This window comes from Streptomyces sp. NPDC003635, assembly GCF_053587635.1.
Window position 1 is genome coordinate 60,282 of the sequence record NZ_JBSFOK010000031.1, and the last position, 23,163, is coordinate 83,444.

Consider the following 23,163-nt stretch of genomic DNA (forward strand, 5'->3'; position numbering starts at 1 on the left):
ATGACCCGTACCACCCCGCCCCGGCCGGTCGACATAGCCGCCGTCCTCCCGGAGTTGGCGCCCCTCGCCCGCACGACCGTCCGCCTGCACCCGCGTCCCGCCGCGCCCACCGCCGCGGACAGCTCGGTCGGCGGCCCCCTGCTGTGGCCGGCGGACGAACCCTGGCCCACCTGCCCTGAGCACACCGGCCCCTGGCTGCTCGGTCACGACCCCGCCGACCTGCGCGAACAGCGCCGGATCCTGACCGAGGGCTGGGCCCGCCCGCGAGTTGAGGGGACCGACTTCCTCACCCCCGAGGAGCGCGCCTTCGTCAACGGCATCGGCTACACCGGCGTACGCATACCCCTGGAGGGAGAGGTCCCCCTCCTGCCCGTCCTCCAGGTCTACGCCCGTGACGTCCCCTCCCTGCCCCGCCCGGAGGGCACCGACCTCCTCCAGGTGCTGTGGTGCAGCTTCGAGCACGGCGAGGACTGCATGCCCGGCGTCCGGTTGCGCTGGCGGCGGGCCGCCGACGTGGGGGAGGTGCGCGAGGAGCAGGGGCCGCCGGTGGTGAGCGAGGACGGGTACCTGCCCGAGCCCTGTCTGCTCCACCCCGAGCACGGGGTCGTCGAGTACCCGGCCCGTCACGAGCTCGACGACGACCTCGCCCGGCGCATCGACGCATGGGAGGAGGGCAGGCCGTACGACTACCAGTCGGACCTCGCCGTGGCCCCCGGCTGGAAGCTCGGCGGCTACGGCAACTGGGGCTTCTGCGACCCCTGGCCCATGGACTGCGCCGAGTGCGGCGGCCCCATGCGGCCGTTCCTGACCGTCGACAGCTCTGAGTGGGACGGCGGCTCGGGCAGCTGGTGCCCCGTGGAGGAGCCCTCGGAGGACCGGCGCCCGAACTATCCGCAGTCCCACGAACCCACGATGGTCAACATCGGCCGGGGCTACACGATGCAGATCTACCTCTGCCCCGAGTCCTACGACCACCCTCACCTTCAGGTCATGCAGTAGTCAGTCGACGGTGATCGAGTCCAGCTTCTCCCGCAGATACACATGGGAGTCGACGGGCTCGTACGCCACCCGGCCGACCGGCGCGGGCACGGACTCCACGATCGTCCCCGGTGTGCACTCGCCGAAGTACACCAGGGACATCAGCTCCTCGGCCGGCGCGTCCGCGGGCGGCGGCAGCACCCGGTGCCGCCCCGAGCGCCACCGGTCGCCGGTCCAACGGGCCATCAGATCACCGATGTTGATGGTGAAGGCGGCCGGATCGAAAGGCGCGTCCTCCCAGCCGCCCTCGTCCGTCCAGACCTGCAACCCGCCCTTGCCGGCCTGCCGGTCCAGGATGGTCACCGTCCCGAAGTCGGTGTGCGGTCCGATCCGGAACTGCCCCGGCGCGGGGGCCCCGAGGACATCGGTGCCGGGGTACCAGTTGATGTTGAAGCCGTACGTCGGACGGTCCATGTGCCGGGAGAAGAAGTCCCGTTCGAGCCCGAGGGCCTCCCCGAGGAGGGAGAGCAGCTCCTTCTCCAGCTCGGCCATCCTCGCGAGGTACTCCTCGCAGAGCGTGCGCAGTTCGGGCACTTCGCGCGGCCAGACGTTGGGCGCGTACCACTCGGCGTTGACGACCGGGTCGTCGAAGGGCTCGTGCGTGGCGAAGGTCAGCGACTCCTTCAGGTCGGGAGGGGTCTCGGTGCCCTCGGAGTAGCCGTTGGCCTCGGCGCCGGGGCCCAGCCAGCCCCGGCCGCCGACCTTCGCGGCGTAGGGCTGCTTGGCCTCGGCGGGCAGCCGGAAGAAGGACCGCGCCGCCCGCCGGATGCGGGAGCGCAGCACGGGGTCGACGCCGTGCCCGGTGACCAGCAGGAACCCGGCGGTCCGGAGGGCCTGGTCGACGGTCCGGGCGAGGCCGGCGCGGGCGGCGCGGTCGCCGTCCAACCAGGGCCCCAGATCGATCGTGGGGATGCGGGGGGTCCGGGACTCACTCACCGATGTCCTCATTCCACAGAGCCGGGTTCTTCTCGATGAAGTCACGCATCATGACGGCGCATTCGGTGTCGTCGAGCAGCACCACCTCCACCCCGTGTCCGGCCAGCCAGTCGTGCCCGCCGTGGAAGGTGACGGCCTCGCCGATCACCACCCGCGAGATGCCGAACTGCCGGACCAGACCGGAGCAGTACCAGCAGGGCGAGAGGGTGGTCACCATCGTCGTACCGCGATACGACCGCTGCCGTCCCGCCGCGCGGAACGCGGCCGTCTCCGCGTGCAGGGAGGGGTCGCCGTCCTGGACGCGCCGGTTGCGCCCGCGGCCGAGCAGGGTGCCGTCGGCGCCGTAGAGCGCGGCCCCGATCGGGATCCCGCCCTCGGCGAGCCCGGCGCGGGCCTCCTCGACGGCGGTGTCGAGCCAGATACGTGCCTGTGCCTGATCCATACGTCCACTCTGCCCGTGTAGGCACGCGAACCACTGCGTATGAGTACGCGTGCTCAGGTCCCGGTGCCCCGGCGCGGCGAGAGTGGGTGACGTCGGAACACCCCTCAACCACAGGAGACGACCATGCGGAAGCTCCGCAGCCGCCAGATCCTCGGCGCCGCCCTCGCGGGCTCGGCGGCGGCCGTGCTGCTCACCGGATGCGCCGGCCTGGAGTACCGGGAAGCCATCTGCAGCAACGGCTCGTACCCCGTCCTCACGGTGAACGGCACCGGCTCGGACTGCGTGCCCGACGGCGAGGAGCCCGCCAAGGGCTACACCCGCTACCCCGAGGGCAAGGTGCCGGAGCACGTCGACGACAAGTGGGACGTCTACTGGCGCACCCACACCCTCGACGAGAACGGGAAGATCGTCGACGCCTCCTGACCGAACGAATCCGGTGATCGCCGCGTCGGAGTCACAGGTGACCGGAGGAGGGGGCGTTCATGAGGGCAGTGGTGCTGATGGCCGGGATCACGGTCGTCGCGCTGGGGGCGGTCGGCTGTGCCGAGGCGGGCGGGGGCGGGACCGCGGACGCGGTCTGCGCGTACCGCGTCGAGTACGACGACCGCCAGTACTGGGACGTGTCCGGCATCGAGTTCCAGCGGGGCGGGAAGCTGGGCACCGCGGTGGAGCCCTCGTGCGACGACACCCCGAGCGACGGCGACGACGGCGCGCCCGCGCGCGAGGTGACGGCGTACCGGGTCAGGGGGTTGGACCCCGAGGTGGCCGTCGCCGTGGGGGACGACCCGGCCGACCTCCGACTGGTCGCCGTCCGCCGGGACGGTGAACTGCCCCCGCAAATCGAGGCGCTGGACTCCCTGTGCGTCGGCACCCGCCCGGCCCCCACCGCGTCCGGCGACGGCAACCCGGACGACACCCCCCTCTATCGCACCGTCGACCTCGTCGACCGCCTCGCCGCGAAGCGGTACGCGCGGTCCTTCACCGGGCTCTCCGTCGACCTGGACGACAACGCGACCGACCTCTACCGCATCCCCTCCGCCGCCTTCGACGAGGCCGTCTGCGACGGCGCCGAGAAGGGCGTCATCGTGCGGATCCACGACACCGACGCCCACCGGAAGGACCTCGACGCCCTCGCCGACCGGATCAGTGCGGACATGTACCGCTGGGACGGCACCTTCCAGCTGCGGGAGGTCGGAGTCGACGAGCGGGGCTGGGTGCGCGTCGGAGTCGACGATCCCGGCACCGCGGAACCCCTCGTCCACGACGCGTTCGGCACGGAGCACATCAAGGTCGTGCGCGTCGGGCAGGCCCACCTGGACTGACCACCTGGGCTCATCGACGCCGCCGATGGGCCCATCGGCAGGACGCCCCAGCAGGGCGTGGACCCGCAGGTCAGAGGGGTCGTAGCGTCCCGCACATGACCTCAGAGAACAAGGGCACGGCCCAGCTGACGACCGCGATGGTGCTCTCCGGCACCCTCGGCGTTTTCGTCGTCGAGTCGGGCGCCTCGCCCTTCAACGTCGTCTTCTTCCGCGTCCTGTTCGGCGCCCTCGCGCTCGGCGGCTACATCCTCGCCCGGGGCTGGCTGCGGGAGCACGGCTTCACCCCGCGCACCCTCGGACTCGCCGTCCTCGGCGGTGTGTTCATCGTCCTCAACTGGGTCCTGCTCTTCCAGTCGTACGAGAACACGTCGATCTCCGTGGCGACGGTCGTCTACCACACGCAGCCGTTCTACGTCGTCCTGCTCGGCGCGCTCCTCTTCCGCGAGCGCCTGACCGCGGCGAAGGCCGGCTGGATCGCCGTCGCCTTCGCGGGGCTGATCCTCGTGTCCGGCGTGACGCCCGGGGACTTCGCGGGCGGCGGGGCGTATCTGACCGGTGTCGGCCAAGCCCTCCTGGCCGCCCTGCTCTACGGCCTGTCCACCGTCGTGACCAAGCGCATCACCGGAGTCCGTCCGCACCTCATCGCCCTCGTCCAGGTCCTCGTCGGCATCCCGCTCCTGCTCCCCTTCGCCGACTTCGGCGCGATGGCCGGCACCGGCGCCGACTGGGGGTGGCTGGTGGGCCTCGGGCTCATCCACACGGGACTGATGTACGTCCTGATGTACGCCGCCTACGCCCAGCTCCCCACCGCGAAGATCGCCGTACTGGCCTTCGTCTACCCGGCGGTCGCGATGGTCGTCGACTGGATGGTGTACGGCCACCACATCGGCCTCGTCCAGGCGCTCGGCGTCCCGCTGATCGTGACGGCGAGCCTGAAGGTCACCCTTGCTCGGCGACCAGCTTCCGCGCCTGCTCGAGGAACAGCCGGGCGTGCGCCGGAAGCCGCTTCCCGGACCGCCACGCCAGTTGCGTCCGAAGTGTGAACGGCGGCTCCCAGGGCAGCCGTACCAACGACCCCTCCGCGAGTTCGGCGGCGACCGTCACCTCGGGCAGCAGAGCGATCCCGAGACCGGCCGCCGCCGCTCGTTTGGTCGCCTCGATGGTGCCGAACTCCATGAACTCCACCGTCGGGGAGACCGACTTCAGCTCCCGCTCGAACAAGTCCCGGTAGGCGCAGCCCGGTTCGAGGGCGAGGAGGGGATGCCGGACGAGATCGGCGGTGGCCGTCGCGTCGAGCGGACGGGCCGAGACCAGCGCCAGCGGCTCCACCGCCAGCACCTCGCTCTCCAGGCCGGGATGCTCGGCCTTCTCCTCCATGAGGAAGCCGAGGTCGTACGTCCCCTGCCGCAGCGCCTCCTGGGTCTCGGCGCCGATCGTCGTGCGCAGCGCCAGCCGTACGCCCGGGTAGCGGTGGTGGAACAGCTCCAGGAGCGGGGGCAGCCGGTAGGAGGTCAGCGACTCCATGGTGCCGACGACCAGCGACCCCGTCGGCTCCTCCGCCCCCGTCACCGCCGCCCGCGCCTCCTCGGTCAGCTCGATGATCTGCCGGGCGTAGGGCAGCAGCCGCTCACCGGCCTCCGTCAGCCGGATCCGGCCGCCGAGCCGGTCGAACAGTTCGGTGCCGAGGGAGGTTTCCAGGGCGCGGATCTGACTCGTCACACTGGACTGCGCGTACGCCAGTTCGGCCGCCGCCCGGGTGAAGCTCAGGACGGTCGCGACCTTCTCGAACGTGACGAGCAGCCGCAGCTCCATGTCAGGGCTCGTCCCGCTTGTTCTTCTCGTCGTCGTCCAGGGACTTCAGGAACTCGGGGTTGTCGTCGGGCGCGACCCACTGCCGGGAGCGGTTCGTCCGCACCCCCGACCACCCCTCCGCCGCCGGTGCCCGCTTCTTCCCGGCGATCAGCCAGGAGATCGAGCCCACGAGCGGGAACAGCAGCACGAGGATCGCCCACAGCGGCTTGGGCATGTGCCGGACGTCCTCGTCCTTGGTGCTGATGCAGTCGATGAACGCGTAGATGCTCAGCGCCAGTGGTACCAGGAACATCAGCACCCGGAGCATGGGGCCCTCCCGCGAGATGGTGGTCGGGGCCGCGATCACAGCCCCCAGGTACAGGGCCAGGGTAGCCGCTCGGGGATACTTGACCCCATGGCTTACGACGATCTTCGTTCCCTGCTCAGGGCACTGGAACGCGAAGGCGACCTCAAGCGCGTCAAGGCGGAGGTCGATCCGTATCTGGAGGTCGGGGAGATCGTCGACCGGGTGCAGAAGGCGGGTGGCCCGGCACTGCTCTTCGAGAACGTGAAGGGCTCCGCCATGCCCCTCGCGATGAACGTCTTCGGGACGGACCGGCGCCTGCTCAAGGCCCTGGGGCTGAAGTCGTACGGCGAGATCTCCGAGAAGATCGGCGGGCTGCTCAAGCCCGAGCTGCCGCACGGCTTCGTCGGGGTCCGGGAGGCCTTCGGCAAGCTCGGCGCGATGACCCACGTCCCGCCGAAGAAGGTCAAGGACGCCCCCGTGCACGAGGTCGTGCTGCGCGGCGAGGACGTCGACCTGGACCAGCTCCCGGCGCTGTTCACCTGGCCCAAGGACGGCGGCTCCTTCTTCAACCTCGGCCTGACCCACACCAAGGACCCCGAGTCCGGCGTCCGCAACCTCGGTCTGTACCGGCTGCAGCGGCACGACAAGCGCACGATCGGGATGCACTGGCAGATCCACAAGGACAGCCGGAACCACTACCAGGTCGCCGCGCGCAGGGGTGAGCGGCTGCCGGTCGCTATCGCCTTCGGTTGCCCGCCGGCCGTGACGTACGCCTCCACCGCACCGCTCCCCGGCGACATCGACGAGTACCTGTTCGCGGGCTTCGTCGCGGGCAAGCGGATCGAGATGGTCGACTGCAAGACCGTCCCGCTCCAGGTGCCGGCGCAGGCGGAGGTCGTGCTGGAGGGCTGGCTGGAGCCCGGCGAGATGCTGCCGGAAGGCCCCTTCGGCGACCACACGGGCTTCTACACCCCGCAGGAACCCTTCCCCGCGCTGACCATCGACTGCGTGACGATGCGCAAGCGTCCGCTGCTCCAGTCGATCGTGGTCGGCAGGCCGCCGACCGAGGACGGCCCGCTGGGCCGCGCGACCGAGCGCTTCTTCCTGCCGCTGCTGAAGATCATCATCCCGGACATCGTGGACTACCACCTGCCCGAGGCGGGCGGCTTCCACAACTGCGCGATCGTCTCGATCGACAAGAAGTACCCCAAGCACGCCCAGAAGGTCATGCACGCGGTCTGGGGCGCCCACATGATGTCCTTGACCAAGCTGATCGTGGTGGTCGACGCCGACTGCGACGTCCACGACCTGCACGAGGTCGCCTGGCGGGCACTCGGCAACACGGACTACGCCCGCGACCTGTCGGTCGTGGAGGGTCCGGTCGACCACCTCGACCACGCCTCCTACCAGCAGTTCTGGGGCGGCAAGGCGGGCATCGACGCGACGAGGAAGTGGCCCGAGGAGGGCTACACCCGGGACGGGGGCTGGCCGGACATGGTGGAGTCGGACCCGGAGACGGCGGCGAAGGTCGACCGCCGCTGGAAGGAGTACGGCCTGTGAGCTCGGCTTCCGCAGCGCTACCGCAGCCGGGACGCACCAAGGCGTTCCTGCGGCTGGTGATGATCGAGCACTCGGTCTTCGCGCTCCCCTTCGCCTACATCGCGGCCCTCACCGCGATGTTCCAGTGGGACAAGAACATCCACTGGGGCAGGCTGCTGCTGGTCACGATCTGCATGGTGGGCCTGCGCACCTTCGCCATGGCGGTGAACCGGATCATCGACCGGGAGATCGACGCCCGCAACCCCCGGACGGCGCAGCGCGAGCTGGTGACCGGCGCGATGTCGGTGAAGCACGCCTGGACGGGCGCCCTGATCGCCGTGGTGATCTTCCTCGGTTCGGCGGCCCTGCTGAACCCGCTGTGCCTGGCCCTGGCCCCCGTCGCGGTGATCCCGATGGTGGTCTACCCCTACGGCAAGCGGTTCACGAACTTCCCGCAGGCCATCCTGGGCCTGGCCCAGGCGATGGGCCCGGTGGGCGGCTGGCTGGCGATCACCGGCACGTGGTCGTGGGACGCGGTGCTCCTCGGCCTCGCGGTGGGCATCTGGATCGGTGGCTTCGATCTGATCTACGCCTGTCAGGACGTGGAGACGGACCGCGAGATCGGCGTGATGTCGGTTCCGGCCCGCTTCGGCATCCCGGCGGCCATCCGGGCGGCGCGGGTGTGCCACGCCCTGACGACGGCCCTCCTCGTCTGGTACGCGCTGGCGACGGACGCGGGCACGTTCTTCTGGCTCGGCCTGATGATCGTCGCGAGCGCCTTCGTCTACGAGCACTCGATCGTCCGCCCCACCGACCTGTCCCGTCTGAACAGGGCGTTCTTCAGCGTCAACGGCTTCATCGGGATCGCCCTGTTCGTGTGCGCGCTGCTCGATCTCCTGGTCCGGGGCCTGACGGTCTGAAGACCGAGCGACCCGCCGGTAGGCTCAGTGGTGTGAACGCAGGAGAATCGCAGCGCGTGCCTTGGATCGTGGGGGTGTCCGGAGCTTCCGGGACGCCGTATGCGGCGGCCGTGCTGCGGGCGCTGCTGGCGGCGGGGGAGAGCGTCGACCTGGTCGTGAGCCGGGCCTCCCGGCTCACCCTGCTCGACGAGACCGGGATCTCCTTCCGCGACGCCCATTGGGAGACCGACCTGCGCGAATGGCTGGCGCGGGGGGCCGACGGCAAGCCGGACACCTTCGACGCGGACATCGCCGGCGTACGGCACTGGAGCGCCGGGGACCTCGCGGCGGGGCCGTCATCGGGGTCGTATCCCAGCAAGGGCATGCTGATCGTGCCGGCGTCCACCGCGTGTGTCGCGGGCGTGGCGCTCGGGCTGTCCAAGGACCTGCTGCAGCGGTCCGCGAGCGTGACCCTCAAGGAGGGGCGCAAGCTGGTCGTCGCCGTTCGGGAGACCCCCTTGAACGGGCAGACCCTGCGGCACCTGGTCGCCCTCGACGACGCGGGCGCCGCCGTCGTACCCGCCTCGCCCGCCTTCTACGCCGGGGCCACCCACATCCAGGACCTGGTGGACTTCGTTGCCGGACGCGTCCTCGACGCGGCGGGGGTGGAGCACGGGCTCTACCGCCGCTGGAAGGGCGACCTCGGCGGCGCGCGCGGCACCTGAGCATCAAGCGGGACCAGTAGTACTCATCACATCGGGAACGTTCAGAACTTTCAGCGGAAGGCTTCGAATCGCATGGACGCGGTGGACAGGCAGCTCATCCAGGCCCTGAGGGAGAACGGCCGGGCCTCCTACGCGGAGCTGGGGCGCCTCGTCGGCCTGTCGGGACCCAGTGTCACCGACCGCATCAACCGGCTGGAGGCGGCCGGCGTCATCACCGGTTACCGCGCCACCGTCGACTCCGCCTCCCTCGGCCTCGGCGTCACCGCCCTGATCGGCATCTCGCTCTCCGACGCCGCCGACCACGAGGACGTGGCCCGGCGCATGAAGGACCTGCCGGAGATCGAGGACTGCTGGTTCATCGCCGGCGACGACTCGTTCATGCTCAAGGTGCGGGCGAACGACGTCGACGGCCTGGAGAAGATCATCCGGCGGCTCAGCGGGACGAAGGGTGTCTCCCGGACCCGTACCACCATCGTGCTCTCCACGAAGTGGGAGAACCGGGTGGGTGAGCTTCCGGAAGAGGCGTAGGCGTAGGTTTGTCGCAGTCGGTCTGAGAGAGGTGTACGCATGGACGTCGGGCTCAAGCGCGAGCTGGAGCAGAAGGTCATGGCCGGTGAGCGGCTGACCCGCGAGGACGGCATCGCGCTGTACGAGTCGGACGACCTGGCGTGGCTCGGCGGCCTCGCCCACGAGGTGCGCACGCGCAAGAACGGCGACGTCGTCCACTTCAACGTCAACCGCCACCTCAACATGACCAACGTCTGCACGGCGTCCTGCGCCTACTGCTCGTTCCAGCGCAAGCCGGGCGAGAAGGACGCGTACACGATGCGCATCGAGGAGGCGGTGAAGCTCGCCAAGGCGATGGAGAGCGAGAACCTCACCGAACTGCACATCGTGAACGGGCTGCACCCGAACCTGCCGTGGCGGTACTACCCCCGGTCGCTGCGCGAGCTGAAGGCGGCGCTGCCGGACGTCTCGCTGAAGGCCTTCACGGCGACGGAGATCCACCACTTCGAGACGATCTCGGGTCTGTCGGCGTCGGAGATCCTCGACGAGCTCATCGACGCGGGTCTGGAGTCGTTGACCGGCGGTGGCGCGGAGATCTTCGACTGGGAGGTCCGCCAGCACATCGTGGACCACCGCACGCACTGGGAGGACTGGTCCCGCATCCACCGCCTGGCGCACGAGAAGGGTCTGAAGACCCCGAGCACCATGCTGTACGGCCACATCGAGGAACCGCGCCACCGCGTGGACCACGTGCTGCGGCTGCGGGAACTCCAGGACGAGACCGGCGGCTTCCAGGTCTTCATCCCGCTGCGGTACCAGCACGACTTCGTGGACATGAAGGACGGCAAGGTCCGGAACCGGCTGCAGGCGCGGACGCAGATGGCGACGGGCGCGGAGGCGTTGAAGACCTTCGCGGTGTCCCGCCTCCTGTTCGACAACGTCCAGCACGTCAAGGTCTTCTGGGTCATGCACGGCGTCCAGACGGCCCAGCTGGCCCTTCAGCACGGCGCCGACGACATGGACGGGTCGGTGGTCGAGTACAAGATCACCCACGACGCGGACAACTACGGCACGCCGAACAAGCTGACGCGGGACGATCTGCTGGACCTGATCCGGGACGCGGGGTTCCGGCCGGTGGAGCGGAACACCCGGTACGAGATCATCCGGGAGTTCGACGGGCCGGACCCCGCGCGCCGGGAGTCTCCGCAGCCGATGCGGGTGTGAGCCTGTCGTCCGCGGCCCCTGAGGTGGGTACTCGGAGCGCATGGTCGGTAAGGCGCCCGAGGATCACTACACCGCGGAACCCTTTCTGCCGGAGCGTGGCGGTCTTCCCGCCCTCCGGCGGGCAGCCGCCGAGTGCCGAGGTTGTCCGCTCCACGAGGCCGCCACGCAGACCGTCTTCGGTGTCGGGAACGCGCACGCCGCCGTCATGCTCGTCGGTGAGCAACCGGGCGATCAGGAGGACCGGCAGGGCAAACCCTTCGTCGGGCCCGCGGGGAAGTTGCTCGACCGGGCCCTCGCCGAGGCGGGGATCGATCCGGACGACACCTATGTGACGAACGCGGTCAAGCACTTCAAGTTCACCCAGGCCGAGCCCAGGAAGCGGCGTATTCACAAGGCGCCCACCCTGCGGGAGATGACCGCCTGCGGGCCCTGGCTCGCGCGGGAGATCGCTCTTGTCGAACCCGAGCTGATCGTCGTGCTCGGGGCCACCGCCGGGAAAGCGCTGCTCGGGGCGTCGTTCCGGGTGACGCAGGTGCGCGGGACGGTGCTGGAGGAGGAGATCCACGGCCGGCCCGAGCGGCTGGTGGCCACTGTTCATCCGTCCTCCGTGCTGCGTTCCGACGATCGTGATGCCGCCTACCAGGGGCTGGTCTCGGATCTGGAAGTGGCGGCGCGAGTTCTGGCGTAATGGTTACTATGCAATTGTGTCCCTTACTTTTACGCTCGACCCCGCCATCGACCCCGCCCTGCGCGACGGGGTCCTCGATCTGTGGGCGGACGTCTCCAACGCCGGTGGTTCGGTCGGCTTCGTGCCGCCCGTGACGCGGGACGTGATCCGGCCCGAGCTGGTCAGGCACTTCGTGGCGATGGCCGAGGGGCGGACGCGGCTGCTCGTCGGGCGGGACGCGGACGGGCAGGTCGCCGCCACCGCCTTCTTCTCGTTCAACACACACCGGCTCATGACCCACTGGGTGTGGCTGTACACGGTGATGGTCCATCCGCGACACCAGGGCAAGGGGTACGGGCGGGACCTGCTGGCCGCCGCCGAGCAGGCCGCCCGCGGCTTCGACGGCATCCGGGCGATCCGGCTCACCTGCCGCGGCGGCCAGGGCCTGGAGCGCTTCTACGGCTCCTGCGGCTACAAGGAGGTCGGCCGGATACCGGAGGCCATCCGGGTCGCGCCGGACGATCACCGCGACGACGTGATCATGCTGCTGCCGCTCGACTGAGCCCCGCCCCCAAGATCGTGCGGCGGACATGCTTCACTGGATGTCGCTCCTTACTGGAATTGTCGGAATCGGAAGAGTGGATTGAGATGCTCCGCTACACGCTGATGCGCCTCGGGATCTTCGTGGGCTGCCTCGTGGTCGTCTGGGGTCTCGTCTACTCCGGTCTCGCCCCGCGCGGCCTCGGCGACTCCAACGGCATGTGGGTCATCCTGCTCGCCCTGCTGCTCTCCGCCCCGATCAGCTTCGTCGTCCTGCGCAAGGAGCGTGACCGCGCCTCCGAGCAGATCGTCCGCAAGGTCGACAGCGTGAAGGCCAACCTCGAGGCCAACCGCAGCCAGGAGGACCTCGCCGACGACACGGCCCGGGCCCAGGGGCAGACGTCCTAGTCTTGCTCCCATGGGTGCAGTCAAGACCAAGCGAATGCCGCGTGCGGTCCGGGAACAGCAGATGCTGGACGCCGCCGTACGGACCTTCGGGCGACGCGGGTACATGGCCGCCTCGATGGACGAGATCGCCGAACTCGCCGGTGTCTCCAAGCCGTTGGTCTACCTGTACCTGAACTCCAAGGACGACCTCTTCACCGCCTGCATCCGCCGCGAGGCGCGTGCGCTCACCGCCGCCGTGCGGACCGGCGTCGACACCGGGGCGCCCGCCGACCGCCAACTCTGGGACGGACTGCGGGCGTTCTTCACGCACACCGCGCGGTACCCGGACGGCTGGGCCGTACTGCATCTCCAGGCCCGCACCCACGGCGAGGTGTTCGCCGCCGAGGTGACCGCGATGCGCGAGGAGATCGTCGCCTTCGTCACCCAGCTGATCCTGGCCGCCGCCCGCGCCGCCCACCGTGACCCGGACCTCCCCGAGCACGAGGTCGCGGGCCTGGCCGAAGCCCTGGTCGGCGCCGCCGAGTCGCTCGCCGACTGGGCCAACGCCACCCCGGGCGTCACCGCCCGCCAGGCCGCGACGACCCTGATGAACTTCGCCTGGGCGGGCCTGGGCGACATGATGGACGGCCGGCCCTGGGCGCCCCCCACCGACTGATCGGTCCGCCCGCCCTCGTCAGGACGGCCCCTGTCACCTGTACGCGGCCCTCGTCCGTCAGCCGACGGCTCCCGTCAGGTGTACGCGCCCGTCGCCGCCGCGCAGTTCGAACCGCCTCGGCCCGGCGCCGTACGTCACCGTCCCCGGCAGCAGGACCGGCGCCCGGAACTCCGCCGTGACCCGTCCCGCCGGGGGGACTCCGTAGGCCGCGAGGCAGCGGGCCACCGTCCACATGCCGTGCGCGATGGCCCTCGGGAAGCCGAACGGGCGGGCGGTGAGCGGGTGGAGGTGGATCGGGTTGCGGTCCCCGGACACGGCCGCGTACCGCCGTCCGATGTCACCCCCCAGCCGCCACTCGGCGACCGCGGGCAGGGGCGGCGGCTCCCGCCTGGGTGTGCCCTTCGCGTCCGTCCGATGCCGGGCGAGATAGGTACTGCGCGACTCCCATACGACGGTCTCCCCGGCCCTGACCTCCGTGACGAGCCCCGCCTCGGTCCCGCGCCGGTGCGGCGCCAACCCGTCGACGCGCACGGAGAGTTCGTAGACCCCGGTCGCCGGCAGCCGGGTATGCCCCGTGATGTCGATCGAGGTGTGCACCAGACCGAGCAGCGGCAGGGGGAAGCCCCGCCCGGCCATCAGACGCAGCGCGAGCGGGAACCCCAGCACATGCGGGTACGTCACCGGCAGCGCGTCCTCCCCGGTCGGGAACCCACACACCCGCTCATAGGCCGAGAGCCGGGCCAGGTCGACGCGGACGGAGGGGCGGACCAGCGGGGTGCGGGGAAAGTCCGCGTCGGGGCGGGGACTTGTGAAGGCCAGGACCGTCATGGGGGCGTCTCCCTACTCCTCCAGTTGCTTACTCCGGAGTAAGGTTACCGGAGGTAAGGGGGTGCGTACGGCACAGAGCTGAGTGACCCTCACGTAACCCCCGAGGTTGCACAGCCCCGCCCCCCATCCCTCCCCGAACCAGCACAGCCCCCACACGTCAGCCCCGTACGATCCCCTGTCTAACCGGCGGTAACCCCATGTCCGCACACGGGGAGCCGTCCGTGAACGCCGTGCCAGGAGCCGCCCGTGTCCACGCCTCTGCCTTCCTTCGCCGCGTCCGCCGCCTTCGACGACGCTCCCGCGCCCACCCTCGTGGAGCCCGAGACCCGGCGTCTTGACGGTGTCGTCCGGGAGGCCTACGTACCGCCCTTCGCGCCGCCCGTGTCGCACGGTTCGCTGGGCGACCTGCCGTTCGACAACGCCGTCGCCGTACCGGAGAAGGTGCTGCTCAGCCGGAAGACGCAGCAGGGCGGCTGGACGGACGTGACGGCGACGCGGTTCGCCGAACAGGTGCTCGCCGTGGCGAAGGGGCTGATCTCCGAGGGCCTGATGCCGGGCGACCGCATCGCGGTCATGGCGCGGACGACGTACGAGTGGACGCTGCTCGACTTCGCCGCCTGGGCCGCGGGCCTGGTGACCGTCCCGGTCTACCCGACCTCCTCCGTCTTCCAGACCCGCTGGATCCTCCAGGACTCCGGCGCCGTCGCCCTGGTCACCGAGACCGTCGCGCAGGCCGCCGCCCTCGGCCCGGAGCGCGAGCGCATCCCCGACCTCCAGCACCTGTGGGTCATGGAGAAAGGCCATGTCGAGCGGCTCGCCGAGGCCGGAGCGCAGATACCCGACCAGGAGGTCGACGTCCGCCGGGGCATGCTCGGCCCGAGCACCCTCGCCACCCTCGTCTACACCTCGGGCACCACCGGCCGCCCCAAGGGCTGCGCGCTGACCCACGGCAACTTCTTCGCCGAGGTCGACAACGCCATCGAACTCCTCTATCCCGTCTTCAAGTCCAGATCGAACGAGGAGGACTCGGTCCTCCTGTTCCTCCCCATGTCCCACGTCTTCGGCCGCATGGTGGCGGTGGCCTGCGTCCGCGCCCGGGTCCGCCTCGGCCACGCGCCCAGCCTCGAGGCCGAGGACCTCATGGCCGACCTGGCGGCCTTCCGCCCGACCTGTCTGCTGGCCATCCCGTACATGCTGGAGAAGGTGTACAACTCCGCGCGCGCCAAGGCGGAGGAGGGCGGCCGGCTGACCATGTTCGACCGGGCCGCGGCGGTCGCGGGGCGCTACGGCGAGGCCACGGAGGCCAAGCAGCACGGCACCGGATCAGGGCCCGGCCGCGCCCTGAGCATGGCCCGCAGCTTCTACGACCCGCTCGTCTACCGCCGTATCCGCAACGCCATGGGCGGCCGGGTCCGCCACGCGATCTGCGGCGGCTCCCCGCTCGGCCGCCGGCTCGCGGCCTTCTACGCGGGCGCGGGCATCGAGATCTACGAGGGCTACGGCCTGACCGAGACCACGGCGGCCGCCACCGTCACCCCGCCCCTCAAACCCCGTCTGGGCACGGTCGGCTGGCCGCTGCCCGGCACCCGGGTCCGGATCGCGGCGGACGGCGAGATCCTGATCTCCGGCGAACAGGTGCTGCGCGGCTACTGGGACCCGGCGGCCGGGGGAGTGGTCCCGGCGGCGCTGGACGGCTGGCTGGCCACGGGCGACATCGGCGAACTGGACGACGAGGGCTATCTGACCATCACCGGCCGCAAGAAGGAGTTGCTGATCACGGCGGGTGGCAAGAGCGTGGCCCCCGCCCCGCTGGAGAACTGGCTCCGCTCCCACCCCCTGATCTCCCAGGCCATGGTCCTCGGCGACCGGCGCCCGTACGTCTCTGCCCTGATCACCCTCGACATGGACGGCGTCACCCACTGGCGCCGGATGAACGGCCGCCACCCGGTACCGGCCGAACTCCTGCTGGACGACGAGGAGTTGCGGGCGATCATCCAGCGCGCGGTGGACGAGGCGAACAAGCTGGTCTCCCGCCCCGAGTCGATCCGGCGCTTCCGGATCCTCCCGTACGACTTCACGGAGATGGCGGGCCACCTCACCCCGTCGATGAAGCTGCGGCGGGAGCAGGTCATGCGGGACTTCGCGGAGGAGATCGAGGAGTTGTACGCCCGCTGACTCCGGGGCCGTTCCCGCACCAGCCGGGCGGGGCCACTGACGGACCGGAGCGCCGCCCGTCCGCAACTGCTCGGCGCACACGCGCCGACCCGGTGTCAGCCAACCCCGTCCGCAACTGCTCGGAGCACACGCGCCGACCCCGGGTGTCGGCCCAGCCCCTCGTCCGCGGCTGCTCGGCGCATGCGGACCGATCCGGGTGTCGGCCCAGCCCCTCGTCCGCGGCTGCTCGCAGCATGGGAACCGACCCGGGTGTCTGCCCACCCCCCGTCCGCGGCTGCTCGGCACACGCGCGTCGACCCCGCGTGTCAGCCGAGCTCCCTGCGCTGCACGCCGCTTGACTTCACAAGACCGTCGCGCCACATTCGCGAGTCTGACGCTTCGTCAGAGTCTCCCGGGATGCTGGAGCGCCGAGCCATGACCACGCCGACTTCTTCCCCCACGCGCAGACGGGTCCTCGCGACCACCGCCACCGCCGCGGCGGGCCTCGCCCTCACCCACCGCCCCGCGACCGCCGCCGACCTACCCCTCCTCGGCACCTACGACGTCGTGGTCGTGGGCGCCGGGGCCGCCGGAATGACCGCCGCGCTGACCGCCGCCCACCAGGGCCTGAGCTGCGTGGTCCTGGAGAAGGCCGGCACCTTCGGCGGCTCGGCCGCCCGCTCCGGTGCCGGGATCTGGATCCCCAACAACTCCGTGGTCCTCGCCGCCGGAGTCCCCGACACCCCGGCCAAGGCGGCCGCCTACCTCGCCGCGGTCGTCGGCCCTGACGTCTCCCTCGACCGTCAGCGCGCCTTCCTCGCCCACGGCCCGGCCATGCTGTCGTACGTCATGGCGCACAGCCCCCTTCGCTTCCGCTGGATGGAGGGGTACAGCGACTACTACCCCGAGCTCCCCGGCGGTCTCCCCAACGGCCGTTCCATCGAACCCGACCAGCTCGACGGCACCATCCTCGGCGCCGAACTGGCGCGCCTCAACCCGCCGTACATGGATGTCCCGGCCGGCATGGTGGTCTTCAGCGCCGACTACAAATGGCTCGCCCTGGCGGCCGTGAGCGCGAAGGGCGCCGCCGTGGCCGCCACCTGTCTGGCGCGCGGCACCAAGGCCGCCCTGCTGGGGCAGAAGCCGCTCACCATGGGCCAGTCCCTCGCGGCGGGCCTGCGCGCGGGGCTGGCCTCCGCGGGGGTCCCGGTCCGGCTCCGCACCCCCCTCACCGACCTGCACATCGAGGACGGCGTCGTCTCCGGCGTGGTGGTCACCCGCGAAGGCTCCGGGCCGGCCCTCGTCCGGGCCCGCAAGGGCGTGATCATCGGCTCGGGCGGGTTCGAGCACAACGCGGCCATGCGCGGGCAGTACCAGCGCCAGCCGATCGGCACGGAGTGGACGGTCGGGGCGAAGGAGAACACCGGGGACGGGATCCGCGCGGGTGAGCGGGCGGGCGGCGCGCTGGATCTGATGGACGACGCCTGGTGGGGACCGGCGATCCCGCTCCCTGGCCAGCCGTACTTCTGTCTGGCCGAACGCACGCTGCCCGGGGGACTGTTGATCAACGCGGCGGGCGCCCGCTTCGTGAACGAGGCGGCGCCGTACAGCGATGTCGTGCACACGATGTACGACCAGCATCCGACGAACCCGGCGATCCCGTCCTGGCTGATCGTCGACCAGAACTACCGCAACCGCTACCTCTTCCGGGACGTGGCCCCCACACTCCCCTTCCCGGACTCCTGGTACAGCTCGGGCGCGGCCCACAAGGCCTGGACCTGGGACGCCCTGGCGAGGTCGATCGGCGTGCCCGCCGGTGCCCTGCGCACCACGGTGGACCGCTTCAACACCTTGGCGCGACAGGGCGAGGACACCGACCACCACCGGGGCGACAGCGCGTACGACCACTACTACACGGACCCGGCGATCACCCCGAACTCCTGCCTTGCCCCCCTGTGGCTCCCCCCGTACCACGCCTTCCGCATAGTCCCCGGCGACCTCGGTACGAAGGGCGGCCTGCTCACCAACCCCGCGGCCCAGGTCCTACGCGCCGACGGCACGGTGATCCCCGGCCTGTACGCCGCCGGGAACGCCAGCGCGGCGGTGATGGGCCACAGCTACGCCGGCGCGGGCTCCACGATCGGCCCGGCGATGACGTTCGGTTACATAGCGGCGAAGCACATCGCGGGAACGCTCTGAACTCACCGAGGTCACGGCACCCCCAGCCACCGCAACCCCGCCGCGACACCCGCCGCGCCCAGGACCACCACCACGAACGGGGCCCGGCGCCACGCCAGGACGCCTCCGGCCAGCACTCCCGCCGGACGGGCCCAGCCCGCGAAGTCCCCGGCCTCCGTCAGCGCCCCCGTGGCGAGCAGTGCCGCCAGCAGCACCACCGCACCCGCCGACAGCAGTTCCCGTACTCGGTCGGGCAGGACGACCCGGCCGTGCAGGACGGGTCCCACCAGCCGGAACGCGTACGTCCCCACCGCCAGCGCCAGGATCAGAGCCACGGTCGCGCTCACGCCACGCCCCCCTTACGGCCGTACAGGAACAGCCCCAGCAGTGCCAGCAGCACCGGCACCCCCGCCGGAACCACCGACGCCACCGCGAGGGCCATCGCGGCCCCCGCCACCGCACACCGCCGCACCGCCGCGTCCACCCGCAGCGTCGGCAGCACCAGCGCGACCAGCACCGCCGGAAACGCCGCGTCCAGCCCGTACACCGCGGTGTCCCCCAGAGCCGTACCGGCCAGCGCCCCCGCCAGCACCCCAACGTTCCACACGACGAAGAGACCGATCCCGGAGACCCAGAACGCCGTCCGCCGCCGTCCCGGATCCGGCTGCGCCAGCGCGAAGGCGACCGTCTCGTCCGTGACGAGGTGCGCCCCGACGAGGCGGGACAGCCGGCCCCGGCCGCCGAGGACGTCGGCGACCGCGAGGCTGAACGCCGCCGTACGGGTGTTCAGCAGCAGCCCGGTCGCCGCCGCGGCGAGCGGCCCGCCCCCGGCCAGCAGCACCCCCACCGCGCTGAACTGCGCCGATCCCGCGTAGACCAGCAGCGACATCACCACCGGGACCCAGATCGGAAGCCCGCCCGCCACCGCGATCGCCCCGAAGGAGACCCCGACGACCCCGCTCGCGACCCACACGAGGGAGGCGTCCCGGACCAGCTCCCGGGAAACCCGCGCTGTTCGCTCTGCCGTACGCATGTTCTCTACAATGGACAGATGGCCTCGCGTTCGTCAAGGCGAACGATCGTACCTACGGAGCGAACAGCATGTCCGACAGTCCCCCGTCCAAGCTCCCCCTCGACTGGATCGCCGCCTCCCTGCGCAGGGAGCGCGCCCGCGCCGGCCTCTCCCTCTCCGAGCTGGCCAAACGCGCCGGAATCGCCAAGTCCACTCTCTCCCAGCTGGAGGCGGGCGGCGGGAACCCGAGCGTGGAGACGCTCTGGGCGCTCGGGGTCGCGCTCGGCGTGCCGTTCAGCGCCCTGGTCGAACCCCCCACACCGTCGGTCCAGGTCATCCGCGCGGGACAGGGGCCCTCCGTGGCCTCGGAGAAGTCCGACTACGCGGCCACCCTGCTGTCCGCCAGCCCACCCGGCGCCCGCCGGGACATCTACCACCTGCGAGCCGAACCGGGCCCGGCCCGCGAATCGGAGCCGCACATTCCGGGCACGGTGGAGCACTTGATCGTGGGATCGGGCCGGATCAAGGCCGGACCGACGGGCGAACAGGTCGAACTGGCGGCGGGCGACTACATGTCGTACCGGGGGGATGTGCCGCACTCGTACGAGGCGCTCGCGCCCGGGACGACGTTCGTGCTGGTCATGCAGCACGTGTAGCCCGCCGTAAGGTCTATGAAAAGGCAGGAGCCCCGGCACCTTGCGGCGCGGGGCTCCTTGGGTACTGCTCTCAGTTCCGGATCAGAGACGAGGCTCGCCTCAGACGGGGGTGACGTTCTCCGCCTGCGGGCCCTTCGGGCCCTGGGTCACGTCGAAGGAGACCTGCTGGTTCTCCTCCAGCGAACGGAAGCCGCTCGCGTTGATCGCGGAGTAGTGGACGAAGACGTCGGGGCCGCCGCCCTCCTGGGCGATGAAGCCAAAGCCCTTTTCGGCGTTGAACCACTTCACGGTTCCGGTAGCCATAAGCCCTCCTTGGGCCCAAAGGGTTGCCCTGCTCCAGAACCTGCAAGTGTGAGAGCAAATGCCGCACTGCATACGTCTGAAAACGACTAGAGCCCGCGGTTACATGCTCCGCAGGCTCTGTACTGCAAGGGAAACCAAACTGCAACTTGCGGCGAGCCTAGCACGGGGGCAGGCGAAAGCAATAGAGGTCAAGATCACGTCACCCGGACGTTTGAAGGTCTTAAATCACTTGACGTCGGGGCCGGAGTCTGGAGCGTACCTCATAGGGTCTAGCCTCGCGATGTGGACAATTCTCGCACCCGGCCGCGCGTCGGCCACATCCAGTTCCTGAACTGCCTGCCTCTGTACTGGGGGCTCGCGAGAACGGGCACGCTCCTCGACTTCGAGCTGACGAAGGACACCCCGGAGAAGCTCAGCGAGCAGCTGGTGCAGGGAGACCTCGACATCGGGCCCATCACCCTGGTCGAGTTCCTCAAGAACGCCGACGACCTCGTCGCCTTCCCCGACATCGCTGTCGGATGCGACGGACCGGTCATGTCGTGCGTGATCGTCTCGCAGGTCCCGCTGGAGAAGCTGGACGGTGCCCGGGTCGCCCTGGGCTCGACCTCGCGCACCTCGGTCCGCCTGGCCCAGCTCCTCCTGGCCGAGCGCTTCGGCGTGCGGCCCGACTACTACACCTGTCCGCCCGACCTCAGCCTGATGATGCAGGAGGCCGACGCGGCCGTACTCATCGGGGACGCGGCGCTGCGTGCCAACCTGCTGGACGGACCGCGCTACGGCCTTCAGGTGCACGATCTCGGCGCGCTCTGGAAGGAGTGGACCGGGCTGCCGTTCGTCTTCGCCGTGTGGGCCGCCCGGCGCGACTACCTGGAGCGCGAGCCGGTCATCACCCGCCGCGTCCACGAGGCCTTCCTCGCCTCCCGCAACCTCTCCCTGGAGGAGGTCGGCAAGGTCGCCGAGCAGGCCGCCCGCTGGGAGGCCTTCGACGAGCGCGTCCTGGAGCGGTACTTCACCACGCTGGACTTCCGCTTCGGCGGCCCGCAGCTGGCGGCGGTCGCCGAGTTCGCCCGGCGGGTGGGGCCCACGACGGGCTTCCCGGCGGACGTGAAGGTCGATCTGCTCCAGCCCTGAGGGGCAGCTGCTCCCGCCCTGGGGAGCCCGGCGCGCTGAGGCCGTAGTCTGCTGGGAGTTCAACGGGGGAGGGGACGCCATGCAGCCGCTCGGAGCCGACGAACCCACCGTCGTGGGGCCCTACCGGCTGCTCGGCCGGCTCGGGTCCGGCGGCATGGGCCGGGTCTACCTGGGGCGCAGCGCCGGAGGCCGCACGGTCGCCGTCAAGATCGTGCATCCGCACTTCGCGCTGGACGAGGAGTTCCGCACCCGCTTCCGGCGCGAGGTCGAGGCCGCCCGCCGGGTCGGCGGCGCGTGGACGGCACCGGTCCTGGACGCCGACCCGGAGGCACCGGTGCCGTGGGTCGCGACGGCGTACGCGGCCGGGCCGTCCCTGTCGGCGGCGGTGACCGACACCGGCGCGCTGCCCGACCACTCGGTACGGGTGCTGGGGGCCGGGCTGGCGGAGGCGCTCGCGGCGGTGCACGGACTGGGCCTGGTGCACCGGGACGTCAAGCCGTCCAACGTCCTGCTGACCCTCGACGGTCCGCTCCTGATCGACTTCGGCATCGCCCGCGCCACCGACGGCACGGCGTCGCTCACCTCCACCGGCGTCTCCATCGGCTCGCCCGGCTACATGTCGCCCGAGCAGATCGTCGGCAAGGGGGTCACGGGCGCGGCGGACGTCTTCTCCCTGGGCGCGGTGCTGGCGTACGCGGCGACGGGCGCACAGCCCTTCTCCGGTGACTCCTCGGCGGCGCTGCTCTACAAGGTCGTGCACGAGGAACCAGAACTCGGCTCGCTGGAGGGCGAGTTGCGGGACGTGGTGGAGGCCTGCCTGAACAAGACACCCGCCGCCCGGCCCACCCCCGGCGAGCTGGCCCGACGGCTGGCCCCGCAGGGGGCGGCGGGTCTGGTGGCCCAGGGGTGGCTTCCGGGGGTTGTGGTGGAGCGGGTGAGCCGGAGCGCGGTGCAGGTGCTGAACCTGGAGGCGACGGGCGGGGAACAGCCGTCGGGGCCGGTGGGGTTCAGCAGTCCGTCGGTGGGGAGGGTGACGGGTGCGGTGGGTTCGGTCGCGCCGGCGCCGGTGGGCCCGGGCGGTCCGGTGAGTTCCGCGGCTCCGGTCGGTTCCGTAGGGGAGTTCGGTCCGCCGCCGGTCATGACGCCGCCCGATGCCGCCCCGGCCCCCGCGGCCGTGCCCGCCCCTGCGGCCGTGCCCGCCCCCGCGCCCGTCTCCGCCCCAGGGTCCGTTCCCTCCCCAGCGTCCGTTCCCGACTTCTCCCCCGCCTCCGTACCCGAGCCGCGGGACGCCCCGCCCAAGGCGACCCGGTCGCCCGGCCGGCTGTCGGTGTCCGTCGCGGCGACCTCGGTGCCGGGTGCCGGTGGCCGGGGCCGCCGGATGAGCTGCACGGTGGCGCTGGCGGTGGCCGGCGCGCTGGCGGCGGTCACGGTGGGCTCGGTGTTCGTCCTGGACCTGCTGCCGGAGGACGCCGGGGACGACCGGGGAGGTTCGAACGCCGACTCGGCCCACTCCCAGGTCCCCAGCGCCTCCGCCCCCGCGGGGGCGAACGCCCTGGCCGCCTACCTCGGCACCTGGGAGGGCCAGGGCGTGGCCCTGGACGGCAAGCTTCCGCTCGGCACCTTCCGCCTCACCGTCAAGGAGGCGAAGACGGGCGAGAAGCTCGGCACCCTCCGCCAGACCGACCTGCTCGGCGGGGTCTGCAACGACGTACTGACCCTGAAGACGGTGTCCGCCAAGCGGCTGGTGGCCTCGTCCGCGGGCGCCGAGTCCAACCACAAGGGCTGCAACCCGGCGATCACGACCGTCACCCTCACCCCGGTGGGCGACGACCTCGACTACGCCTCGGACAGCGCCGAGTCGGGCAAACCGACGTCCCGGCTGTCACGGATCGAGTAGCCGC

General features: G+C 71.1%; 26 protein-coding genes. 18 read left to right on the forward strand and 8 right to left on the reverse strand.

Features of this window, described 5'->3' with window-relative positions; translation table 11 throughout:
• Entirely contained in the window at positions 1-999 is a 999-nt protein-coding gene (locus ACWDRW_RS26225) for a hypothetical protein (protein WP_451726502.1), read from the forward strand.
• On the opposite strand, the gene ACWDRW_RS26230 is transcribed toward ACWDRW_RS26225, so the two are convergent.
• A complete protein-coding gene (locus tag ACWDRW_RS26230) occupies positions 1,000-1,974 on the reverse strand; it encodes an isopenicillin N synthase family dioxygenase (protein ID WP_451726503.1) in 975 nt (324 codons plus the stop codon).
• Positions 1,967-2,416, reverse strand: a complete 450-nt coding sequence (locus ACWDRW_RS26235) for a nucleoside deaminase (protein ID WP_451726504.1) — start codon at positions 2,414-2,416, stop codon at positions 1,967-1,969. The genes ACWDRW_RS26230 and ACWDRW_RS26235 overlap by 8 nt, the downstream gene beginning before the upstream one ends.
• A gap of 123 nt (positions 2,417-2,539) precedes the next feature.
• Between ACWDRW_RS26235 and ACWDRW_RS26240 the strand changes: the two genes are divergently transcribed.
• The 3 genes from ACWDRW_RS26240 to ACWDRW_RS26250 all read left to right on the forward strand — a co-directional run bounded on the left by ACWDRW_RS26240 (position 2,540) and on the right by ACWDRW_RS26250 (position 4,781).
• Entirely contained in the window at positions 2,540-2,839 is a 300-nt protein-coding gene (locus tag ACWDRW_RS26240; RefSeq protein WP_451726505.1) for an SCO0607 family lipoprotein, read from the forward strand.
• A gap of 59 nt (positions 2,840-2,898) precedes the next feature.
• A complete protein-coding gene (locus tag ACWDRW_RS26245; protein WP_451726506.1) occupies positions 2,899-3,738 on the forward strand; it encodes a DUF6281 family protein in 840 nt (279 codons plus the stop codon).
• A 95-nt stretch (positions 3,739-3,833) separates the two neighbouring features.
• Positions 3,834-4,781 (forward strand): DMT family transporter, encoded by a 948-nt coding sequence (locus ACWDRW_RS26250; RefSeq protein WP_451726507.1) that lies wholly within the window; start codon positions 3,834-3,836, stop codon positions 4,779-4,781.
• Here the strand turns inward: ACWDRW_RS26250 and ACWDRW_RS26255 are convergent.
• Positions 4,678-5,550, reverse strand: a complete 873-nt coding sequence (locus tag ACWDRW_RS26255) for a LysR family transcriptional regulator (RefSeq protein ID WP_451726508.1) — start codon at positions 5,548-5,550, stop codon at positions 4,678-4,680. The genes ACWDRW_RS26250 and ACWDRW_RS26255 overlap by 104 nt on opposite strands.
• A 1-nt stretch (position 5,551) precedes the next feature.
• Positions 5,552-5,857, reverse strand: a complete 306-nt coding sequence (locus ACWDRW_RS26260) for a PLD nuclease N-terminal domain-containing protein (RefSeq protein WP_451726509.1) — start codon at positions 5,855-5,857, stop codon at positions 5,552-5,554.
• 87 nt (positions 5,858-5,944) lie between these two features.
• Between ACWDRW_RS26260 and ACWDRW_RS26265 the strand changes: the two genes are divergently transcribed.
• The 9 genes from ACWDRW_RS26265 (at position 5,945) to ACWDRW_RS26305 (ending at position 13,000) form a co-directional block, all read left to right on the forward strand.
• Positions 5,945-7,396, forward strand: a complete 1,452-nt coding sequence (locus ACWDRW_RS26265) for a menaquinone biosynthesis decarboxylase (protein ID WP_451726510.1) — start codon at positions 5,945-5,947, stop codon at positions 7,394-7,396.
• Positions 7,393-8,295, forward strand: a complete 903-nt coding sequence (gene mqnP / locus ACWDRW_RS26270) for a menaquinone biosynthesis prenyltransferase MqnP (RefSeq protein ID WP_451726511.1) — start codon at positions 7,393-7,395, stop codon at positions 8,293-8,295. The genes ACWDRW_RS26265 and mqnP overlap by 4 nt, the downstream gene beginning before the upstream one ends.
• Before the next feature lie 56 nt (positions 8,296-8,351).
• Entirely contained in the window at positions 8,352-8,999 is a 648-nt protein-coding gene (locus ACWDRW_RS26275; protein ID WP_451726512.1) for a UbiX family flavin prenyltransferase, read from the forward strand.
• 72 nt (positions 9,000-9,071) lie between these two features.
• Positions 9,072-9,527, forward strand: a complete 456-nt coding sequence (locus ACWDRW_RS26280) for an Lrp/AsnC family transcriptional regulator (protein WP_451726513.1) — start codon at positions 9,072-9,074, stop codon at positions 9,525-9,527.
• Positions 9,528-9,566: 39 nt separating this feature from the next.
• Positions 9,567-10,730 carry an aminofutalosine synthase MqnE gene (gene mqnE / locus ACWDRW_RS26285; protein WP_451726514.1) on the forward strand — a complete coding sequence of 388 codons (1,164 nt, stop codon included), beginning with the start codon at positions 9,567-9,569 and terminating at the stop codon, positions 10,728-10,730.
• Positions 10,731-10,770: 40 nt separating this feature from the next.
• Entirely contained in the window at positions 10,771-11,418 is a 648-nt protein-coding gene (locus ACWDRW_RS26290) for a UdgX family uracil-DNA binding protein (protein WP_451726515.1), read from the forward strand.
• A gap of 16 nt (positions 11,419-11,434) precedes the next feature.
• Positions 11,435-11,959, forward strand: coding sequence for an N-acetyltransferase family protein (locus tag ACWDRW_RS26295; RefSeq protein WP_451726516.1), 525 nt, complete (start codon positions 11,435-11,437; stop codon positions 11,957-11,959).
• Between the two features lie 86 nt (positions 11,960-12,045).
• Positions 12,046-12,345, forward strand: a complete 300-nt coding sequence (locus ACWDRW_RS26300; protein WP_451726517.1) for a DUF4229 domain-containing protein — start codon at positions 12,046-12,048, stop codon at positions 12,343-12,345.
• Between the two features lie 10 nt (positions 12,346-12,355).
• Positions 12,356-13,000, forward strand: a complete 645-nt coding sequence (locus ACWDRW_RS26305) for a TetR/AcrR family transcriptional regulator (protein ID WP_451726518.1) — start codon at positions 12,356-12,358, stop codon at positions 12,998-13,000.
• 57 nt (positions 13,001-13,057) lie between these two features.
• Here ACWDRW_RS26305 and ACWDRW_RS26310 read toward each other — a convergent pair whose 3' ends face one another.
• Positions 13,058-13,828 (reverse strand): MaoC family dehydratase, encoded by a 771-nt coding sequence (locus ACWDRW_RS26310; RefSeq protein ID WP_451726519.1) that lies wholly within the window; start codon positions 13,826-13,828, stop codon positions 13,058-13,060.
• A 246-nt stretch (positions 13,829-14,074) separates the two neighbouring features.
• Here ACWDRW_RS26310 and ACWDRW_RS26315 point away from each other — a divergent pair, with 246 nt between their 5' ends.
• Positions 14,075-16,003 (forward strand): AMP-dependent synthetase/ligase, encoded by a 1,929-nt coding sequence (locus tag ACWDRW_RS26315; RefSeq protein WP_451726520.1) that lies wholly within the window; start codon positions 14,075-14,077, stop codon positions 16,001-16,003.
• A 414-nt stretch (positions 16,004-16,417) separates the two neighbouring features.
• A complete protein-coding gene (gene kstD / locus ACWDRW_RS26320; RefSeq protein ID WP_451726521.1) occupies positions 16,418-18,181 on the forward strand; it encodes a 3-oxosteroid 1-dehydrogenase in 1,764 nt (587 codons plus the stop codon).
• Positions 18,182-18,192: 11 nt separating this feature from the next.
• Here the strand turns inward: kstD and ACWDRW_RS26325 are convergent, their stop codons facing one another.
• Together ACWDRW_RS26325 and ACWDRW_RS26330 are read right to left on the reverse strand one after the other, a co-directional pair.
• Positions 18,193-18,507, reverse strand: a complete 315-nt coding sequence (locus tag ACWDRW_RS26325; RefSeq protein WP_451726522.1) for an AzlD domain-containing protein — start codon at positions 18,505-18,507, stop codon at positions 18,193-18,195.
• Positions 18,504-19,193 carry an AzlC family ABC transporter permease gene (locus ACWDRW_RS26330; protein ID WP_451726523.1) on the reverse strand — a complete coding sequence of 230 codons (690 nt, stop codon included), beginning with the start codon at positions 19,191-19,193 and terminating at the stop codon, positions 18,504-18,506. The genes ACWDRW_RS26325 and ACWDRW_RS26330 overlap by 4 nt, the downstream gene beginning before the upstream one ends.
• A gap of 68 nt (positions 19,194-19,261) precedes the next feature.
• Between ACWDRW_RS26330 and ACWDRW_RS26335 the strand changes: the two genes are divergently transcribed.
• Positions 19,262-19,828, forward strand: a complete 567-nt coding sequence (locus ACWDRW_RS26335; protein ID WP_451726524.1) for a helix-turn-helix domain-containing protein — start codon at positions 19,262-19,264, stop codon at positions 19,826-19,828.
• 99 nt (positions 19,829-19,927) lie between these two features.
• Here the strand turns inward: ACWDRW_RS26335 and ACWDRW_RS26340 are convergent, their stop codons facing one another.
• The gene (locus ACWDRW_RS26340) at positions 19,928-20,131 is read right to left on the reverse strand and encodes a cold-shock protein (protein ID WP_003992177.1); all 204 of its coding nucleotides are present in this window, start codon (positions 20,129-20,131) and stop codon (positions 19,928-19,930) included.
• Between the two features lie 282 nt (positions 20,132-20,413).
• Between ACWDRW_RS26340 and ACWDRW_RS26345 the strand changes: the two genes are divergently transcribed.
• On the forward strand, positions 20,414-21,262 hold the full coding sequence (locus ACWDRW_RS26345; RefSeq protein ID WP_451726525.1) for a menaquinone biosynthetic enzyme MqnA/MqnD family protein: 849 nt from the start codon (positions 20,414-20,416) through the stop codon (positions 21,260-21,262).
• Between the two features lie 79 nt (positions 21,263-21,341).
• Positions 21,342-23,159 (forward strand): protein kinase domain-containing protein, encoded by a 1,818-nt coding sequence (locus ACWDRW_RS26350; RefSeq protein ID WP_451726526.1) that lies wholly within the window; start codon positions 21,342-21,344, stop codon positions 23,157-23,159.
• Positions 23,160-23,163: the final 4 nt, after the last annotated feature.

Excerpts from the sequence above, each read along its gene's own strand:
- ACWDRW_RS26225 (WP_451726502.1), top strand. The coding sequence starts at position 1 with ATGACCCGTACCACCCCGCCCCGGCCGGTCGACATAGCCGCCGTCCTC.
- ACWDRW_RS26235 (WP_451726504.1), bottom strand. The coding sequence starts at position 2,416 with ATGGATCAGGCACAGGCACGTATCTGGCTCGACACCGCCGTCGAGGAG.
- ACWDRW_RS26240 (WP_451726505.1), top strand. The coding sequence starts at position 2,540 with ATGCGGAAGCTCCGCAGCCGCCAGATCCTCGGCGCCGCCCTCGCGGGC.
- ACWDRW_RS26245 (WP_451726506.1), top strand. The coding sequence starts at position 2,899 with ATGAGGGCAGTGGTGCTGATGGCCGGGATCACGGTCGTCGCGCTGGGG.
- ACWDRW_RS26250 (WP_451726507.1), top strand. The coding sequence starts at position 3,834 with ATGACCTCAGAGAACAAGGGCACGGCCCAGCTGACGACCGCGATGGTG.
- ACWDRW_RS26255 (WP_451726508.1), bottom strand. The coding sequence starts at position 5,550 with ATGGAGCTGCGGCTGCTCGTCACGTTCGAGAAGGTCGCGACCGTCCTG.
- ACWDRW_RS26260 (WP_451726509.1), bottom strand. The coding sequence starts at position 5,857 with ATGCTCCGGGTGCTGATGTTCCTGGTACCACTGGCGCTGAGCATCTAC.
- ACWDRW_RS26265 (WP_451726510.1), top strand. The coding sequence starts at position 5,945 with ATGGCTTACGACGATCTTCGTTCCCTGCTCAGGGCACTGGAACGCGAA.
- ACWDRW_RS26280 (WP_451726513.1), top strand. The coding sequence starts at position 9,072 with ATGGACGCGGTGGACAGGCAGCTCATCCAGGCCCTGAGGGAGAACGGC.
- mqnE (WP_451726514.1), top strand. The coding sequence starts at position 9,567 with ATGGACGTCGGGCTCAAGCGCGAGCTGGAGCAGAAGGTCATGGCCGGT.
- ACWDRW_RS26290 (WP_451726515.1), top strand. The coding sequence starts at position 10,771 with ATGGTCGGTAAGGCGCCCGAGGATCACTACACCGCGGAACCCTTTCTG.
- ACWDRW_RS26300 (WP_451726517.1), top strand. The coding sequence starts at position 12,046 with ATGCTCCGCTACACGCTGATGCGCCTCGGGATCTTCGTGGGCTGCCTC.
- ACWDRW_RS26305 (WP_451726518.1), top strand. The coding sequence starts at position 12,356 with ATGGGTGCAGTCAAGACCAAGCGAATGCCGCGTGCGGTCCGGGAACAG.
- ACWDRW_RS26310 (WP_451726519.1), bottom strand. The coding sequence starts at position 13,828 with ATGACGGTCCTGGCCTTCACAAGTCCCCGCCCCGACGCGGACTTTCCC.
- kstD (WP_451726521.1), top strand. The coding sequence starts at position 16,418 with ATGACCACGCCGACTTCTTCCCCCACGCGCAGACGGGTCCTCGCGACC.
- ACWDRW_RS26330 (WP_451726523.1), bottom strand. The coding sequence starts at position 19,193 with ATGCGTACGGCAGAGCGAACAGCGCGGGTTTCCCGGGAGCTGGTCCGG.
- ACWDRW_RS26335 (WP_451726524.1), top strand. The coding sequence starts at position 19,262 with ATGTCCGACAGTCCCCCGTCCAAGCTCCCCCTCGACTGGATCGCCGCC.
- ACWDRW_RS26340 (WP_003992177.1), bottom strand. The coding sequence starts at position 20,131 with ATGGCTACCGGAACCGTGAAGTGGTTCAACGCCGAAAAGGGCTTTGGC.
- ACWDRW_RS26350 (WP_451726526.1), top strand. The coding sequence starts at position 21,342 with ATGCAGCCGCTCGGAGCCGACGAACCCACCGTCGTGGGGCCCTACCGG.